This is a genomic window from Bacillus cereus group sp. Bc061 (genome assembly GCF_027715825.1).
Lineage (GTDB): Bacteria > Bacillota > Bacilli > Bacillales > Bacillaceae_G > Bacillus_A > Bacillus_A paranthracis.
The window spans coordinates 941,185-956,857 of sequence record NZ_JAQFTZ010000002.1; the positions used below are offsets into that span (position 1 = coordinate 941,185).

The following is a 15,673-nucleotide window of genomic DNA, read 5'->3' on the forward strand; positions in this document are numbered from 1 at the left end:
GGGAGGGTTTCAATTGGAAGATGATATTGTAGGATACTTTAAACAAGTAGAGCGATATGATTATATTATAATTGACTTAGACAAAAAGTTTTTTTACATGGAAGTTGTACAACTAAAAACAAATATAACTTCGCTAAAAATATCACTTAACTTAGATAAAGATGAAACTATTATTGCTGGCAATGTGAAACAATATGATCCTTCTAGGTTAGAACAATTCATACAAAGCTTTAAACACACTGCACAAACATGTCTTGCACATAATTTACGAAGTCCTGAAGAACTTTTTGCATTTTGGAAAGGAAATTGACCACTAGAAACAAATGGATATTATTCGTATAATTTGATATAATTACCATATATAAATATTCTTTATAAGGGAGTGTTCATAATGATTTGGATTTCACTAATCGTATTAGCCTATTTCATCATTCTCGTCCCAATACAGTATAACTACATTAAAATACTCAAAGAAAAACAGAAGAAAATGAATATGTCACAAAACGAACTATATGACAACATGTCTTATGAAGAATCCCAAATACATTACCATTACCAAAGTAACGTATTTACAATACCTGCTTCACTTGTCGCAAGTATTATTTATAGAGTGAAACATGCAGCATAATATGTACGCTGTAAAATTATTGTTTGAATCTGTTCATTCTGGTGAGCCTGATCCTACGAAAATGGATGAGCATTATGAAGAAAATCACGATACACTTTTTGAAGAAAGTATTATTCTTGTTAAGGCACACAGTTTTGAAGAGGCCCATGCACTAGGTGAACAAATCGCTATACAGTCTGAGCATACGTACGATAATATGTACGGTGAGCAAATAACATGGACGTTTCGAAAACTGTTGCATGTATTTGAATTAGACGATACACCATTTGAAACTGGAAAAGAATTATACGCAAGATTTTTACACGTTAAGAAAAATGAAACGGTGGATACTGTAGTAAAAGCATACTATCCTGAATACGAATAAAAGCTCACAGCAATCGCTGTGAGCTTTTTTTATACTTACTTCGTTGAATCTCTAAATTGGATACGGTGAGGTAAGATAACAGTGTGATCTTCCACTTTTTCTTTGTTCATATACTTTGTTAATAGACGCATTGCTACTGCACCGATATCATACATCGGTTGTACAACTGTTGAAAGTTGTGGACGAACCATTAATGCAAGGCGTGTATTATCGAAACCAAGTACTTCTACATCAGTTGGTACATTTAATCCAGTGTCTTGTGCTGCGTGGATTACACCTAGTGCCATTTCGTCAGAAGATACGAAGATCGCTGTTGGCTTTTCATCAAGGCTCCAAAGCTTTTCGAATGCTTCGATACCTGAGTCATATGTGTAATCTCCATCGATTACAAGATTTTCATCATATGAAATACCTGCTTCTTCTAGAGCTTTTTTATAACCTTGTAATTTCTTCGCGCTTCCCGCTTTATCAATGAAAGGACCAGAGACGAAACCGATACGCTTATGTCCTTGTTCAATAAAGTGCTTCATTGCGTCGTAAGCTGCTTGTGTATAATCAATGTTTACTGATGGCGTTTCATTTTGCTCATCAAATGACGCTGCTAATACGATTGGTACTGGAGACTTTTTAAATTCTTCAATGTGAATGTCTGTAATATCTTCACCCATGAAAACAATTCCGTCCACTTGTTTTCCAAGCATCGTATTTAATAAATGGAACTCTTTCTCTTTGTTTTGGTCAGAGTTACTTAAAATGATGTTATATTTGTACATTGTTGCGATATCTTCAATTCCACGAGCAAGTTCTGCATAAAACGTATTTGAGATATCAGGAATAATAACACCTACTGTAGTTGTCTTCTTACTTGCTAATCCACGTGCTACCGCATTTGGGCGGTAGCCTAAACGATCAATTGCTTCTAATACTTTCTTTCTTGTTGTAGGCTTTACATTTGGGTTACCGTTCACAACGCGTGACACGGTAGCCATTGAAACGTTCGCTTCGCGCGCTACATCATATATTGTTACGTTCATCTCATCGCACACTCCTTCTATTTTTGCTATCTATTTTTATGTATCGGTTACTTGAATGAAAAAAAGACATCAACTCTATTTGCAGATGCCACCAATCGTCCCGAGTTCTTCCTTTTACTAATGATACGATAAAAACGCAGGGTCATACAATATTTTCCCGCAAAAGTTTCGAAAAAATTCGCTTCTTTTCTCGTATTTTCGTATTTTTCATGAAAAAAAGGGTATTTTTTGTAAAAATATAGATGTTTCATAAGTAGAAATCTTATTTTAAGCAGTACACTAGCTAGTAATTGAAATTTATATCAGCGATTTTTTGAATATATCGACTTACCAACAAAAATCGACAATGATAGGCATTTGATGCGCTGGATCTGGAAGTACTCTACAATTGGCAATAGAAGATCCCATCCCCCTGTAGAATGCGTTACATCGACAATGCAAGGGGTAAATTGAGATTAGTACAGCGGAAATATGGAGCGTATTACGTGACGCCCTGTCCCATCGTCCCCTTTCATTTACAGTAAAAAAAGACAGTTTAAACACTGTCTTTTTTTATAAGAAGGAAACAAACGGTTTATCGCTGTTTTTCTCTTTTATAACAATTGCCTCAATTTTATTCTCGGACTTTATCTGCAATTGTACTTTTGCATCTTTCGGTAATTGGTCTAACATACTTTGAGCGGCGAGTTGAGTAAGAGCCATTAATTCTGTTTTACCGTTATATTTAATAACAATATCCATATTTAATGTATCCATTTGATTTTTCTTATAAGAAACTTTAGCATTTACTGGGATAAAGTCTCCAGGAGAAAAACCTTTCATTGCCTCAGCAAATTTATTTATTTTTTCATTATCTTCTCCATGTGCTTGTGTAAATTCATCGGAAGGATATGAATACGCTTTTTCTTCAATTGCATTCCAATTTCCAAGGTTCGTATCATTCTTTTGAACGGTAGCACTAGCAATATACGTTCCATTTTTTAAAGAACTTGTACTTTCTTGCTTAAAGATAGCAAACGTAATTGGGGATTTATTATACTTGTCATTTTTATGAATAGCTTCAATAAGTTGCTTAGCAACTTCAGTCCCCTTAGACATTGCCTCTTCATTGGATACACTTGAAGACATAGCTAACCCAATTACAACGCCAGATAAACTTAATTCATTTGAATTCTGTTTCCCGAAATAGTCTTGTTCTATAATATTTGTCAAAACGGGTGCTTCTACTTTTGCGACTAGTTCATCAACTAACTTCTCAGGAATATACTGATTTAATTGAAGCACATGGTTTTCTGTATCAAATTGCTCTTTTGCAATATTCATTAAACCATTTTCATACTCTGCTAAATCTAATTTAGAATTTGTTTTTACATTAGCTGTATTTATAACCTTTTGTTCTTTTAAAGGAATTACAGTTCTATAATAATCTTTAGAAACAGCAGTTCTCGGAATCATGCTTTTTTCTTTCGTATCTTTCTGTATAACTTCATCCTTCTTACTAATCGTATCATTACTACAAGCTCCTAGTAATAAACTTACGACTGCGAAGGATAATGCCATTTTCTTCATTACTTAAAACCTACTTTCAACAATCTAGTTATTTAGTTTGAACTATTAACAGTTTACCATTAAATATATTTCAACAAAAACAAAAAAAAAGAAGCAAGCACCTTTTGCTTGCTTCTTTTTACTTAATATTCTCTTCTAAAGCATCTTTTTTAATGTTCCAATGAGACGTATTCCATACTACCATCCCATCTTTTATGTATAACACTTGCGGAGATTCATGTTTAATGCTGTACTGTTCTGCAACACGATTCGAAACATCTCTCGCATCTTGTACGTATAAGTAATACGCTGGTACCGCTCTTTCTTCACTACAATAAGCTTGAAATTCTGTATAGGCACCATGACTAATCGGGCATGTCGTACTATGTTTAAAAAGAACATAAGGCTCGTTTTTTTCTACTAGTACTTCAAGCTCTTCAATTGTTTCAAGTTTTGTCATATTCATTACGATTCACCTCTCATACGAAGTCTAGAGCGCTTTTCTTTCTTTTCAGCTTTTTTCTCGAGTCTTTCTAATTTACGTTCTTCTTTTTCAACCTTTTTCTCTTGTCTTGTCGCACGATAATGATTGTATACTTCAATTGCTGCGCTACTCCACTGTACAACTTGCGCTACTTTATCTGCATTATTTTCAATTTCATCCGTAACAGACTCTGATACATTACGAAGTTTCGTATTTAAAGAATGGATTGTCGTTCCAATTCCATCTACACCCGATACTACTTTATTTAATGATTGTGACTTCTGTTGAATGTCATCAGCTAACGCATTTGTTTTATGTAATAATTGCTCCGTCTCTACGCTAATCCCTTGCATTTGCTTTTCTAAACCTTCTAACGTGCTTGCAACGTTTTCTAACGTCTTCTGAACCGATAACAACGTTCTGCATACATACACTACTAATACAGCGAAAGCAACCGCGATAATAGCTGCACTTACATATAAAAGAACTTGCATTTCATCACTTCCTTTATCTTTTTCATACTTTCCCCTATTATACAATCATTTTCCGTTTCGTTCTAATCCCTATCTTTCCATTAGAATTTTCATACTTATTCGTTAACTTTAACATAAATGATTCAACAAATTCCACTAAGTAGGTTACAATAGGAGAGGATACATAATTAGTAGGGAGGCTTTACATATGAAAGATCCACGCATTGAAAAGTTAGCATACAATTTAATTAACTACTCTATTCGCTTACAAAAAGGCGAAAAAGTATTAATTGAAAACTTTGGCTTACAAAAAGAACTTGTAACTGCACTTGTTAAAGAAGCATATGCAGCTGGTGGTTTCCCATTCGTTTCTTTAAAAGATCATCAAGTAGATCGCTCTTTATTAATGGGTGCTACTGAAGAACATTTTGAACAAATCGCAGCCTATGAAGCAAACGTAATGAAAGATATGGACGCTTATATCGGTCTTCGCTCTGGCGATAACATTAACGAACAAGCTGACGTGCCAAGTGAAAGAATGCAAATTCACGGTCAAACAGTTGGTAAGAAAGTTCATAGAGACATTCGCGTTCCAAAAACACGCTGGGTTGTTCTTCGCTACCCAAATGCTTCTATGGCACAGCTTGCGAAAATGAGCACAGAAGCTTTCGAAGACTTCTACTTCGAAGTATGTAACTTAGACTACGGTAAAATGGATAAGGCGATGGATAGCCTTGTTACATTAATGAATAAAACAGATAAAGTGCGCCTAACTGGACCTGGAACTGACTTAACATTCTCTATTAAAGACATTCCAGCAATTAAATGCTCAGGTCATTTAAACATTCCAGACGGTGAAGTATACTCTGCACCAGTTCGTAATTCTGTTAACGGTACAGTTTCTTACAACACGCCATCTCCTTACAACGGTTATACATTTGAAAATGTACAACTTAAGTTCGAGAACGGCCAAATCGTTGAAGCAACTGCAAACGATTCAGAACGCATTAACAAAATCTTCGATACAGACGAAGGCGCACGCTACGTTGGTGAGTTCGCAATTGGCGTAAACCCATACATCTTACATCCAATGGGAGACATCCTATTCGATGAAAAAATCGATGGCAGCTTCCACTTCACTCCTGGACAAGCTTACGACGATGCATGGAACGGTAACAACTCGAACATTCACTGGGATTTAGTATGCATCCAACGCCCTGAATACGGCGGCGGCGAAATTTACTTCGACGACGTACTAATCCGTAAAGACGGACGCTTCGTTGTACCTGAATTAGAAGCTTTAAACCCAGAGAACTTAAAATAATGAAAAACGCTCGGGATTTTTTCCGAGCGTTTTTTTATCTTCACTCTATATTGAGCTACTTTTCTCACTTTTTGTTTGCTGGAAGTGAAAATAATACAAAAGCGCCACTGCAATAGTACCAATCAATATAGGAACATATAAAGGCAGATCCCATTTCATATATACTCTAGTGCAACCAACAAGTACAAATAATATTTCAAAGCAAAACAAAGGTTTTACATATTTCATTTCTTCCCTACCATTTCTATTTTCACATGTGGATTCTCTTTCTCAATAAGTACCAAAAATTCAGTCATATGTTGCGGCATCGCAACCATATGTACTTTGTATGCATTCGTCGTAATTTCAAGGTAGTTTCCAACTTGACGAACAACTCTTATATCTTTTAATACAACATCATCATTTAAAATACCGTACTTTAATACACCATCTTCTACTTTATGCTTTTTAATAAATACTTCCCAAACGAGTGGTACATTAACAAGGAAGCATAAACTCATCCCAATTAACGCTGTCATCCACTGCTCTTTATTTGCGACAATCATGACGAGTGGATACACAAACATAAAAGCTAACGTGAGACAAACGAAAATGACTACTGACTTACTTCTTTGAATCGGAAAGTTCATACACGCACCCCCTAACCTAAATTATACCACTTTTTCCATTTTAGTTCATAAAAAAAGGCCATTTCTATATGACCTTCTTAAACAATATATCTATAAAATTTCTTATCCACCTGCAACACTGGAAAACTTTTTGGCAACTCATCTATACTCACACTTTCAAAACCATTCTTTTCATAAAAGCGATGCGCCGCTAAAAATTTCACTGTCGTTCCTAAGTAAATATCCTTCAGCTTTTTATTCTCAGCCCACGAAATTGCTGTTTGGAGCAACTTATGTGATGCACCCCACTCTTTTCCCCGAAATTCTTTTTTTACGAACATTTTTCTTAACGCTACTTGATGATTCCCAATATCTAATAAAGCTACTGTTCCAACTACTTTACCATCATAAATTGCTACCCAAAAGTTGCCATGATTCCTTTGATAAAATGTTTCTATTTCAAGCAGGTCCGGCTGCTCTTCTTTCATAATGGGGACATTGTACTCTTTTTGCTGAATATGAACGATAAGGTTTACTACTTCCTCTTGAAATGTACTTTCATACGGAACAATATGAATCTTCTCGTTCATCGAATCTCCTTCCACTCTGAAGCTAATAAACTATATACAGCGATATCGTGGAAGTGATCGTATAACCATTCTTCATCTCTTAAAACACCATCTAACTTAAACCCTAAACGTTCTGGAATAGCGCGGCTTTTCACATTTTCAACACCGCATCTAATTTCCATTTTATTTAATTTTAAATTCTCAAATGCATAGTGAAGTACAGCCTTCACGCTACGCGTCATAATACCTTTCCCGCCAGCATCTTCTGCAAGATAATATCCAAGACTCGCCGCTTTCTTCCCCCAGCTCACTGGATGAATACCTACCATCCCAACGAGCTTTCCTTTATAACGTATACCACTTTCAAAACCGTCTCCCTCTGCAAACTTCTTTAACCACATCGGACAAATCTCATTATAAGCATCAGCAGATTTCGTCCCATCTACCCAAGGAAGCCATCTTCTTAAATGATTACGGTTTTGATTTATTAATTGATATAGTTCCTCTTTATGATGTTTTTCTAGTAATTGTAGTTCGATTTCGTCATCTACCCGGAGTGTGAACATGTTTTTTAGCTCCCTTTTTATTTTTCTTATTATTCTAACATTTCTAAACAAAAAATGTTAAATATTCACACTTTCTTTTGATTTTATTTGTATAAAACCTGATGAACACAATACTCCCGTAATAACCAATAGCATCCCTATACATTGTGCGGGTGCTATATTTACTCCCTCTAAAAAAGAAATAATCATTGTAACTACAGGCACTAGATTAAAAAATAAAGATGTCCTTGCTGCACCAATTTGAGCAATTCCATTATTCCACCATAAGTAACCAAGCACACTCATTCCAATTGCCATAAAGAGAATCGCTCCCCATGCCAACAAAGGAATTTCTAAAACTGTTACTATACTTTTTTGTGTAGAAGATATGATCATAAAGGCAAGTGCACCAATAGTCATCGTATATGTCGTCGTTTGTATTGGATTACCAGTTTTAATAAACTTTCTGCCTAGTACACCGTATAACGCCCAGCAAATATTTCCTAATAAAATATAAAAATCCCCTTTTGAAAATGATAAATTTTGTATTGCGGTAAACGAACCTTGCGTAAGCACAAAAACAACACCAATTAGTGCAAGTAACATTCCAATACCTTGGCGCTTTACTATTTTCTCCCGTAAAATAACACTTGCTAACAGCGTCGTAACAAGCGGGTTTGTCGCCATAATAAGTGCACCATTCATAGCTTCTGTATGTTTCATTCCTAAAAAGAAAAAGAAGTTAAAACCGAATACACCAACAATGCCTAACAAAAGGTAATAGATCCTGTTTTGCCTCCATACCTCCACCTCAAAATCTTTTCGTATTTTTAACAGACATAACATCACAAATGCAGCAATCCCAAAACGCCATGCTGCTATATGAATCGCTTCGAAATACTGCACCGCATATTTCGAAGCATTAAATGTTCCACCAGTAAATATCGCAAATCCTAATAACTGCGCATATACTTTATTTTTCATTGTCGGCCTCCAAGTCTTTTCCTTCTAGAAAACCGTAATAGATTTCTAACTTCTCTTCTGTTAGCTGGACAACTTTTCGCAATTGTTCTTGCTGTTCTTTTAATCTTTCTAAATGAGTTGTTAAAATTGAAATTCTCTTTTTTACTTTCGCTGGCACTTCCTCTTTCCTCTGCCTAATTTCCTCTATAATGCATCCATCACTTGCAAACTCAGCCATCTCTTCTAATGACATTCCAGTTTGTTTTAATGAACATAAAAATTTTAATAGACGCACATCACCTTCTGTATATTGACGAATCCCGCTATTTCGCGTTGGTGGTGGTAATAATCCTAATTTCTCATAGTAACGCAAAGTATGAATACCCATCCCTGTTAATTCTGCTACTTCACCGATTTTATACATGTTCTCTCCCCCTTGTTTTTACATATTCATCTTACAACCTAGAGTTAGCTCTAGATCAATACAGAAATAAAAATCCACTATATATGATTGATATCTAGATATGAATCGTATATAGTTAAAGTATGGAAAAAAATGATAATTTTATAATTCAATTACGTAAAGGTGTTTTTGATCTCGCTATTTTATCCTTAATAAGTAAACAACCTATGTACGGATACGAAATTACAAGTGCATTACAAGAAATCCCTGTATTTCATATCCCCAATGGCTCGATTTATCCTATATTAAATCGAATCACGAAAAACAATTGGGCTGTTTCCTATTGGGAAGAGTCTGGTGATGGCCCAAAAAGAAAATACTATCGCATTACAGACGAAGGGAGAGAAATTTTACATAGTCGCTTACATGATTATGATGCCGTGTATCAAGCTCTAATGTTACTAGCTAAAGGAGAGGATAAAAAATGAACAAGGAACAATTCTTTGCAAATGAACTCATTATTTCTTTCTTACACGATTTTCAGAAAGGTTTAATGAACTTACCTACATCAGCACGCGAACAACATGTGCTAGAAATTAAATCTGATTTATACGAAAATGCATTAAGTAAAGAAAGTGAAGGGATACCATCAGCAAGCATCCCTTCACAAGTGATTGCAGAATTTCTTCCTCCAAAAGAACTAGCAAAGGAAATTGCAGCAGAATATATCGACGTTATTCAAGATGTACAGCAATCTACAAATACATTTATAAAATATTATTCTGGCCTATCTATCGGTCCACTTGGTGCTCTATCAGTACCTATTGTACTAGGCTTCATCAATATTTCAGCTAATTTGCCATTTGTACTAGCTTTTATAGCAAGTAACATTTGGTTCATCTGTAGAGAAAACCATTGGAATACAGACTTATTAAAATACTTTAAAACAATAATTTCCATTAGCTCAAGGCTTTTAATCGCTCTTCCATTTTCATTTTTCGCAATTCGCATCATCATAACAAAACAATTCGATATGTTTTCATTCTATTATTTAATTGGATATGTACTTTTTAGTTCAATTTATATCGTTTTGTTAAAACAACTCTACAAAAAGAATAAACAATACCAACCTATCCATGGTTTTTAAATATATCGAACACAACAAAAAAGACGCACAGCTAAGCTATGCGTCTTTTCTATTACTTCTCTGCAACTTGAACTTCTTTTACGTAAGCTGCTTCGAATTTTTGGATGTCTCCTGCGCCCATGAAAATGAGAACGCCGTTTTTATGTTTCTTTAATACATCCGTTGTTGTATCTGTAATTAATTCTGCACCGTCAATACGCTTTTGCAGATCTTCGATTGTTAATTCACCTTTGTTTTCGCGCGCTGATCCGAAAATATCACATAAGTATACTTGATCAGCTTTGCTTAGGCTTTCAGCGAACTCATCTAAGAACTTTTCTGTACGTGAGAATGTGTGCGGCTGGAATACAGCGACAATTTCACGCTCTGGATGTTTTTGACGAGCGGCTTCAATCGTTGCATTAATTTCTGTCGGATGGTGTGCGTAGTCATCAATAATAACTTGCTCTCCCATCGGCTTCTCATTAAAGCGACGTTTTACGCCTTCAAAAGTTGTTAACTGATGCTTAACTGCTTCTACATCAACATTTTCATAATGGCAAAGCGCGATTACTGCTAATGCATTTAATACGCTGTGATTGCCGTATCCTGTAATTTTGAACGTGTCATAGTACGTATTACGAACGAATACATCGAAAATAGTACCATCTGTTCTCTTTTGAATGTTACGTGCTTGGAAATCATTATCTTCTCCAAATCCATAGAAAATAACAGGTACTTTCGCTTGAATTTTTTGAAGTTCTTCATCATCTCCACATGCAATAATGCCTTTTTTTACTTGCAATGCCATCTCTTGGAATGCACTGAATACATCATTGATATCTGTGAAATAATCTGGATGATCAAAATCAATGTTTGTCATAATCGCATAGTCTGGATTGTAAGACAAGAAATGACGACGATACTCACAAGCTTCAAATACAAAATACTTACTATTTTCTACCCCATGCCCTGTTCCATCTCCAATAAGGTAAGATGTAGGGTGTGCACCTTGCATTACATGGGCTAACAAACCAGTTGTTGATGTTTTTCCATGTGCACCAGTTACAGCAACACTTGTGTATTGGTTCATAAGGTCACCTAAGAAGTGATGGTAACGATGTACTGGGATGTTTAATTCTTTTGCTGCTACGATTTCTTCATGCGTATCAGGAAATGCATTTCCTGCAATAATCACTTGTCCTTCTTTTACATTACTTTTATCAAAAGGAAGAATCGAGATACTACGCTTTTCCAACGCTGTTTGTGTAAAGAAACGCTTTTCATAATCAGACCCTTGAACAGTATGCTTCATGTCATGAAGAATTTGCGCTAATGAACTCATTCCTGTTCCTTTAATTCCTACAAAATGGTAAACTGTCATCTTAAAGAACCTCCAACATTTCGAACTAATACAACGGCCTATCTATAAGACAGTATATGAATCTTTTCTTATTTTGGTAATCATCATACATTTTTGATGTAGTGAAGTTATTCTTCCCTTCACTTATCAGGATAAACTCGTACGTACTTCTTTTTTATGTCCATAACAAATCCATTATAGCAAAAAAGAAGCCGCTATACTATGATAACAGAAAAACTGATAGGGTCAATCACCTATCAGTTTTTCTCTCTCTTACATATCTTCTCTTTTTTCTAATTGAACACGTTCTAGACGTGGGTTTGGACGATATTTACGACCAGCTTTCGCCTCTGGTTTTCCATTTAATTCTACGTTATCACCAGTAAAGCCAATATTCATTTTTAATAAGCTACTTCCTACTCCGTATATATCAACAGGTACGTTTTGAGCTTCAAATTCACGAATACGTTTCTCATCAAATCCACCAGTTACAACGATGTCTACATGCTGGAATCCTTCTTCATCAAGTGCTTTACGAAGTGCGAATACAAGCGATGGGTTTACACCACGTGGATCGAATGTTCCAAGTACTTCTGGGTGGCGAATGAAGTATTGATCAATCATCGTGCGAGACGTATCTACACGTACACCTTTTAATGTTGATCCAAATTCACGTGCTACGCGAAGTGCATCTGTAATGACATCATTGTTGTAATCAATTAATACAACTAATTCATCTTCTGGGAATTTTTTATGATATGCTTTTGCCGCTTCCACAACATCACCATTAAACATTTGAATTAATGCGTGAGGCATTGTCCCCATACCACTTTTGCCCCACCATTCATTCATCGCATGCGTCGCTTGTGCGCTCATACCACCGATGTATGCTGCATAACCGTCACCAGCTTGTTGTGTATAATGATCATCACGGTCTCCCATGAAAATAACTGGTTTTTCTTTATCTACGCTACGCGCAGCTTGGACAACGTTATATACGTTTGTTGCAACCGATGTACGACGAGCTAAAATCCCATCAATAACACCTTCTAAAAATCCGAAATTTTCATAAGGACCATGAATTGTTAACACTGTTTCAAATGGACTAATTTTATCGCCATCTTTTAAAGAGTTAATCTCAAGTTCCTCAGGATTTTTAGCGAATGTTTGTAGCAATGCAATAACTTCATCTGTTCCGCAAAGAACTGCATTTTCCTTTTGGAAAAATTGCATCGTTACAACACTTTTCGGGCGAAATTCTTCGATGATTTCTCTAGTCTTTAAAAAGTAAACGGCAGAGAACCAACCTTCTCCAACGCGTTCGTCAAATTTAAATGTTTTATTTGTTAGTCTATTTATTTCACCTTTTAATTTTAATTCAATTTCTTTCATGTCGCTTTACTCCCTACTTTACTATCCAACATTTTCTCTTAGTATACAGCAAAACCGTTTACTATACATTTGTTTCCTGCATAGCGGCAAATTCATCCTCAGAAATAAGGACATCTCTTGGCTTCGTTCCTCTTGCTTCAGAAATAATTCCTTGCGATTCCATCTCTTCAATGAGACGTGCCGCGCGATTATAACCGATGCGGAATTTTCGCTGTACAGAAGATGTGGACGCTCCCCCTTGTTCTACAACAAATTGACATGCATCAAGGAACAATTCGTCTTCCGACTCAGCCTGTTCTGTTTTCGCTAATAAATCCTCTTGCTTAAATAAGTAATTCGGCTTCATTTGCTTTTTCACATGATCAACTGTCTTTTCAATCTCATCATCCGATACATATACACCTTGTACACGAACTGGCTTAGATGTACCGTTCCCTAAGAATAACATATCACCACGGCCAAGTAATTTCTCCGCGCCCCCAATATCAATAATCGTACGCGAATCAACTTGAGATGATACAGTAAACGCAATACGCGTTGGAATGTTTGACTTAATTAAACCTGTAATAACATCTACAGATGGACGCTGCGTCGCTACTAATAAATGAATACCACAAGCACGTGCTTTTTGCGCAATACGACAAATCGCTTCCTCAACATCACCAGGTGCTACCATCATTAAATCGGCTAGCTCGTCAATGACAATAACGATATAAGGTAATGTCTCTCCCGGAATTTCTCGCTCACTTACAATCGTATTGTAACGAGTTAAATCACGAGCTCCTGCGTGCGCAAATAATTCATAACGGCGCTCCATTTCTTCAACTGCCCATTTTAATGCAGCTGTCGCTGCTTTTACATCCGTAATAACAGGTGCTACAAGATGTGGAACAGAATTGTATGGTGCAAGCTCAACCATCTTCGGATCGATTAACATTAACTTCACTTCATGTGGTTTCGCTTTATATAAAATGCTCGTTAAAATGGCGTTAATACACACACTTTTACCTGAACCTGTTGCACCTGCAATAAGTCCGTGTGGCATTTTTCGAATATCCGTTACAATTGGATCACCTGAAATATCAAGTCCAAGCGCAACCGTAAGCGGTGATTCACTCTTTGTAAACACAGGACTTCTTAAAATTTCACGAAGAAATACTGGCTTACTTTCTTTATTGGGAACTTCGATTCCAATCGCACTCTTCCCTGGAATCGGCGCTTCAATACGAATATCTTTCGCAGCTAAACTTAGCTTAATATCATCACTTAAGTTTGTAATTTTATTTACTTTTACACCTGGGTCTGGCTGTACTTCAAAACGAGTTACTGCTGGACCTTGCGATACATTAATAACATGTGCGCCAACGTGGAAATTATTAAACGTTGTATCTAATAATTCTTTCTGTTCTTCCAACCATTCCGTATTATCTAACGCTGCTTGCTGCGGAATCGATAGTAATGTTAATGATGGAATCGTATACGTCGGTGGCGTTTGCAATACATTGCGCACATCATTCTCTCTTTGATTTACAACATATGCTTTCTCTTCTACTTCCGTACTTGAAATTGGCTTTTGTACTTGCTCTGCCACTACTTGTTGTACTGGCTGCACTTGTGGCTCCACTACTTGCTGCATTGGCTTTTCTTCCACTTGTGGTTCCACTACTACTTGCTGCATTGGTTTTTCTTCCACTTGTGGTTCTACCACTACTTGCTGCATTGGTTTTTCTTCCACTTGTGGTTCTACCACTACTTGCTGCATTGGTTTTTCTTCCACTTGTGGTTCTACCACTACTTGCTGCACTGGTTTTTCTTCCACTTGTGGTTCCACTACTACTTGTTGCACTGGTTTTTCTTCCACTTGTGGTTCTACTACTACTTGCTGCATTGGCTTTTCTTCCACTTGTGGTTCTACCACTACTTGCTGCATTGGTTTTTCTTCCACTTGTGGTTCCACTACTACTTGTTGCATTGGTTTTTCTTCCACTTGTGGCTGTTCTTCTACTTGATGTACAGGCTTATTCTCTACTCGTTCACTCATAGAAGGTTGCATTGCATTCGTTCTAGACGCATGTCTTTCCATTAATCGCGCTCTATCTTGTTTCAACATAACAACATTAAATGGTACGTGACGCTTTTTCTCACGTTTTGGTTCTTCTTTTTGTACAACTGGTTGTTCTTCTACAATCGGTGTTTCTTCTGCAGCTGGTTGTTCTTCTACGACCGGTGCTTCTTCTGCAACTGGTTGTTCTTCTACGACCGATGTTTCTTCTGCAATTGGTTGTTCTTCTACAACTGGCTGTTCTTCTACGACCGGTGCTTCCTCTGCAGCTGGTTGTTCTTCTACGACCGGTGCTTCTTCTGCAACTGGTTGTTCTTCTGTAATTAAAACATCCGCAAAGCTTTGAACATCTTTTTTCGTTTGTTCATCAGCCTCAGCAACATGTATGAATTCATTCTTTTGTTCAATTGCTTCATTTAACACCATTTCTTGTTGCATTTCTTCAAGTGCTACAGGTTCTACTTCTTCTGGTGCTTCTGTTTCTGCAATTACTTCTACTTCTTTTCGCTCTTCCGCTTCCGCAATTGCTTCTACTTCTTCTTGCTCTTCTGTTTCCGCAATTACTTCCACTTCTTCTGGTGCTTCCGCTTCCGCAATTACTTCCACTTCTTTTTGCTCTTCTGTTTCCGCAATTACTTCTACTTCTTCTGACTCTTCTGCTTCTGCAATTACTTCCACTTCTTCTGACTCTTCTGCTTCTGCAATTACTTCCACTTCTTCTGACTCTTCTGCTTCTGCAATTACTTCCACTTCTTCTGACTCTTCTGCTTCTGCAATTACTTCCACT

At 36.5% G+C, this 15,673-nt stretch carries 19 protein-coding genes; 6 read left to right on the forward strand and 13 right to left on the reverse strand.

From position 1 onward, the window contains the following. Nucleotides 1-13 precede the first annotated feature (13 nt). The 3 genes from dhp61 (at nt 14) to PDQ40_RS14250 (ending at nt 992) form a co-directional block, all read left to right on the forward strand. Nucleotides 14-310: a protein Dhp61 gene (gene dhp61, locus PDQ40_RS14240; protein WP_000389135.1), complete on the forward strand. Its 297-nt coding sequence runs from the start codon at nt 14-16 to the stop codon at nt 308-310. 81 nt (nt 311-391) lie between these two features. Then, the gene (locus tag PDQ40_RS14245; protein WP_000637881.1) at nt 392-628 is read left to right on the forward strand and encodes a DUF3949 domain-containing protein; all 237 of its coding nucleotides are present in this window, start codon (nt 392-394) and stop codon (nt 626-628) included. Nucleotide 629: 1 nt separating this feature from the next. Continuing rightward, nucleotides 630-992: a DUF4288 domain-containing protein gene (locus tag PDQ40_RS14250; RefSeq protein ID WP_033671966.1), complete on the forward strand. Its 363-nt coding sequence runs from the start codon at nt 630-632 to the stop codon at nt 990-992. A gap of 35 nt (nt 993-1,027) precedes the next feature. Here the strand turns inward: PDQ40_RS14250 and ccpA are convergent, their stop codons facing one another. From ccpA to PDQ40_RS14270, 4 genes are all read right to left on the reverse strand, one after another. Beyond that, nucleotides 1,028-2,026: a catabolite control protein A gene (gene ccpA / locus PDQ40_RS14255; protein WP_001103296.1), complete on the reverse strand. Its 999-nt coding sequence runs from the start codon at nt 2,024-2,026 to the stop codon at nt 1,028-1,030. Nucleotides 2,027-2,578: 552 nt separating this feature from the next. Beyond that, nucleotides 2,579-3,595, reverse strand: a complete 1,017-nt coding sequence (locus PDQ40_RS14260; RefSeq protein ID WP_000738019.1) for a CamS family sex pheromone protein — start codon at nt 3,593-3,595, stop codon at nt 2,579-2,581. A gap of 118 nt (nt 3,596-3,713) precedes the next feature. After that, a complete protein-coding gene (ytxJ, locus tag PDQ40_RS14265; RefSeq protein ID WP_001057466.1) occupies nt 3,714-4,040 on the reverse strand; it encodes a bacillithiol system redox-active protein YtxJ in 327 nt (108 codons plus the stop codon). After that, on the reverse strand, nt 4,040-4,552 hold the full coding sequence (locus PDQ40_RS14270; protein ID WP_001197726.1) for a DUF948 domain-containing protein: 513 nt from the start codon (nt 4,550-4,552) through the stop codon (nt 4,040-4,042). The genes ytxJ and PDQ40_RS14270 overlap by 1 nt, the downstream gene beginning before the upstream one ends. Before the next feature lie 187 nt (nt 4,553-4,739). Between PDQ40_RS14270 and PDQ40_RS14275 the strand changes: the two genes are divergently transcribed. Further along, a complete protein-coding gene (locus PDQ40_RS14275; protein ID WP_048557788.1) occupies nt 4,740-5,855 on the forward strand; it encodes an aminopeptidase in 1,116 nt (371 codons plus the stop codon). A gap of 45 nt (nt 5,856-5,900) precedes the next feature. On the opposite strand, the gene PDQ40_RS14280 is transcribed toward PDQ40_RS14275, so the two are convergent. The 6 genes from PDQ40_RS14280 to PDQ40_RS14305 form a co-directional block, all read right to left on the reverse strand. Continuing rightward, on the reverse strand, nt 5,901-6,083 hold the full coding sequence (locus PDQ40_RS14280; protein WP_000878344.1) for a hypothetical protein: 183 nt from the start codon (nt 6,081-6,083) through the stop codon (nt 5,901-5,903). Beyond that, nucleotides 6,080-6,484, reverse strand: coding sequence for a PH domain-containing protein (locus PDQ40_RS14285; RefSeq protein ID WP_001010635.1), 405 nt, complete (start codon nt 6,482-6,484; stop codon nt 6,080-6,082). The genes PDQ40_RS14280 and PDQ40_RS14285 overlap by 4 nt, the downstream gene beginning before the upstream one ends. Nucleotides 6,485-6,561: 77 nt before the next feature. Next, a complete protein-coding gene (locus PDQ40_RS14290) occupies nt 6,562-7,053 on the reverse strand; it encodes a GNAT family N-acetyltransferase (protein WP_001003093.1) in 492 nt (163 codons plus the stop codon). Then, nucleotides 7,050-7,598 (reverse strand): GNAT family N-acetyltransferase, encoded by a 549-nt coding sequence (locus PDQ40_RS14295; RefSeq protein WP_000494673.1) that lies wholly within the window; start codon nt 7,596-7,598, stop codon nt 7,050-7,052. The genes PDQ40_RS14290 and PDQ40_RS14295 overlap by 4 nt, the downstream gene beginning before the upstream one ends. A gap of 57 nt (nt 7,599-7,655) precedes the next feature. Beyond that, complete coding sequence (locus PDQ40_RS14300) at nt 7,656-8,561, reverse strand: DMT family transporter (protein ID WP_000792462.1); 906 nt, start codon at nt 8,559-8,561, stop codon at nt 7,656-7,658. Further along, on the reverse strand, nt 8,551-8,964 hold the full coding sequence (locus PDQ40_RS14305) for a MerR family transcriptional regulator (RefSeq protein WP_000276595.1): 414 nt from the start codon (nt 8,962-8,964) through the stop codon (nt 8,551-8,553). Before PDQ40_RS14305 ends, PDQ40_RS14300 begins: the two co-directional genes overlap by 11 nt. A gap of 122 nt (nt 8,965-9,086) precedes the next feature. Here PDQ40_RS14305 and PDQ40_RS14310 point away from each other — a divergent pair, with 122 nt between their 5' ends. Continuing rightward, nucleotides 9,087-9,431 carry a PadR family transcriptional regulator gene (locus PDQ40_RS14310; protein ID WP_000414143.1) on the forward strand — a complete coding sequence of 115 codons (345 nt, stop codon included), beginning with the start codon at nt 9,087-9,089 and terminating at the stop codon, nt 9,429-9,431. Further along, nucleotides 9,428-10,090, forward strand: coding sequence for an HAAS signaling domain-containing protein (locus tag PDQ40_RS14315; RefSeq protein WP_001031376.1), 663 nt, complete (start codon nt 9,428-9,430; stop codon nt 10,088-10,090). Before PDQ40_RS14310 ends, PDQ40_RS14315 begins: the two co-directional genes overlap by 4 nt. A 52-nt stretch (nt 10,091-10,142) precedes the next feature. Here the strand turns inward: PDQ40_RS14315 and murC are convergent, their stop codons facing one another. The 3 genes from murC to PDQ40_RS14330 all read right to left on the reverse strand — a co-directional run. Beyond that, entirely contained in the window at nt 10,143-11,453 is a 1,311-nt protein-coding gene (gene murC / locus PDQ40_RS14320) for a UDP-N-acetylmuramate--L-alanine ligase (RefSeq protein WP_000219470.1), read from the reverse strand. A gap of 252 nt (nt 11,454-11,705) precedes the next feature. Next, nucleotides 11,706-12,824, reverse strand: a complete 1,119-nt coding sequence (locus tag PDQ40_RS14325; RefSeq protein ID WP_000658369.1) for a nicotinate phosphoribosyltransferase — start codon at nt 12,822-12,824, stop codon at nt 11,706-11,708. A gap of 61 nt (nt 12,825-12,885) precedes the next feature. After that, nucleotides 12,886-15,673: DNA translocase FtsK (locus PDQ40_RS14330; RefSeq protein ID WP_270691464.1), on the reverse strand; the 2,788-nt coding region annotated here is incomplete at its 5' end.

What these genes read in the sequence shown, in the direction of transcription:
- PDQ40_RS14245 (WP_000637881.1), top strand. Translation starts at nt 392, where the DNA reads ATGATTTGGATTTCACTAATCGTATTAGCCTATTTCATCATTCTCGTC.
- PDQ40_RS14250 (WP_033671966.1), top strand. Translation starts at nt 630, where the DNA reads ATGTACGCTGTAAAATTATTGTTTGAATCTGTTCATTCTGGTGAGCCT.
- ccpA (WP_001103296.1), bottom strand. Translation starts at nt 2,026, where the DNA reads ATGAACGTAACAATATATGATGTAGCGCGCGAAGCGAACGTTTCAATG.
- PDQ40_RS14260 (WP_000738019.1), bottom strand. Translation starts at nt 3,595, where the DNA reads ATGAAGAAAATGGCATTATCCTTCGCAGTCGTAAGTTTATTACTAGGA.
- ytxJ (WP_001057466.1), bottom strand. Translation starts at nt 4,040, where the DNA reads ATGAATATGACAAAACTTGAAACAATTGAAGAGCTTGAAGTACTAGTA.
- PDQ40_RS14270 (WP_001197726.1), bottom strand. Translation starts at nt 4,552, where the DNA reads ATGCAAGTTCTTTTATATGTAAGTGCAGCTATTATCGCGGTTGCTTTC.
- PDQ40_RS14275 (WP_048557788.1), top strand. Translation starts at nt 4,740, where the DNA reads ATGAAAGATCCACGCATTGAAAAGTTAGCATACAATTTAATTAACTAC.
- PDQ40_RS14280 (WP_000878344.1), bottom strand. Translation starts at nt 6,083, where the DNA reads ATGAAATATGTAAAACCTTTGTTTTGCTTTGAAATATTATTTGTACTT.
- PDQ40_RS14285 (WP_001010635.1), bottom strand. Translation starts at nt 6,484, where the DNA reads ATGAACTTTCCGATTCAAAGAAGTAAGTCAGTAGTCATTTTCGTTTGT.
- PDQ40_RS14290 (WP_001003093.1), bottom strand. Translation starts at nt 7,053, where the DNA reads ATGAACGAGAAGATTCATATTGTTCCGTATGAAAGTACATTTCAAGAG.
- PDQ40_RS14295 (WP_000494673.1), bottom strand. Translation starts at nt 7,598, where the DNA reads ATGTTCACACTCCGGGTAGATGACGAAATCGAACTACAATTACTAGAA.
- PDQ40_RS14300 (WP_000792462.1), bottom strand. Translation starts at nt 8,561, where the DNA reads ATGAAAAATAAAGTATATGCGCAGTTATTAGGATTTGCGATATTTACT.
- PDQ40_RS14305 (WP_000276595.1), bottom strand. Translation starts at nt 8,964, where the DNA reads ATGTATAAAATCGGTGAAGTAGCAGAATTAACAGGGATGGGTATTCAT.
- PDQ40_RS14310 (WP_000414143.1), top strand. Translation starts at nt 9,087, where the DNA reads ATGGAAAAAAATGATAATTTTATAATTCAATTACGTAAAGGTGTTTTT.
- PDQ40_RS14315 (WP_001031376.1), top strand. Translation starts at nt 9,428, where the DNA reads ATGAACAAGGAACAATTCTTTGCAAATGAACTCATTATTTCTTTCTTA.
- murC (WP_000219470.1), bottom strand. Translation starts at nt 11,453, where the DNA reads ATGACAGTTTACCATTTTGTAGGAATTAAAGGAACAGGAATGAGTTCA.
- PDQ40_RS14325 (WP_000658369.1), bottom strand. Translation starts at nt 12,824, where the DNA reads ATGAAAGAAATTGAATTAAAATTAAAAGGTGAAATAAATAGACTAACA.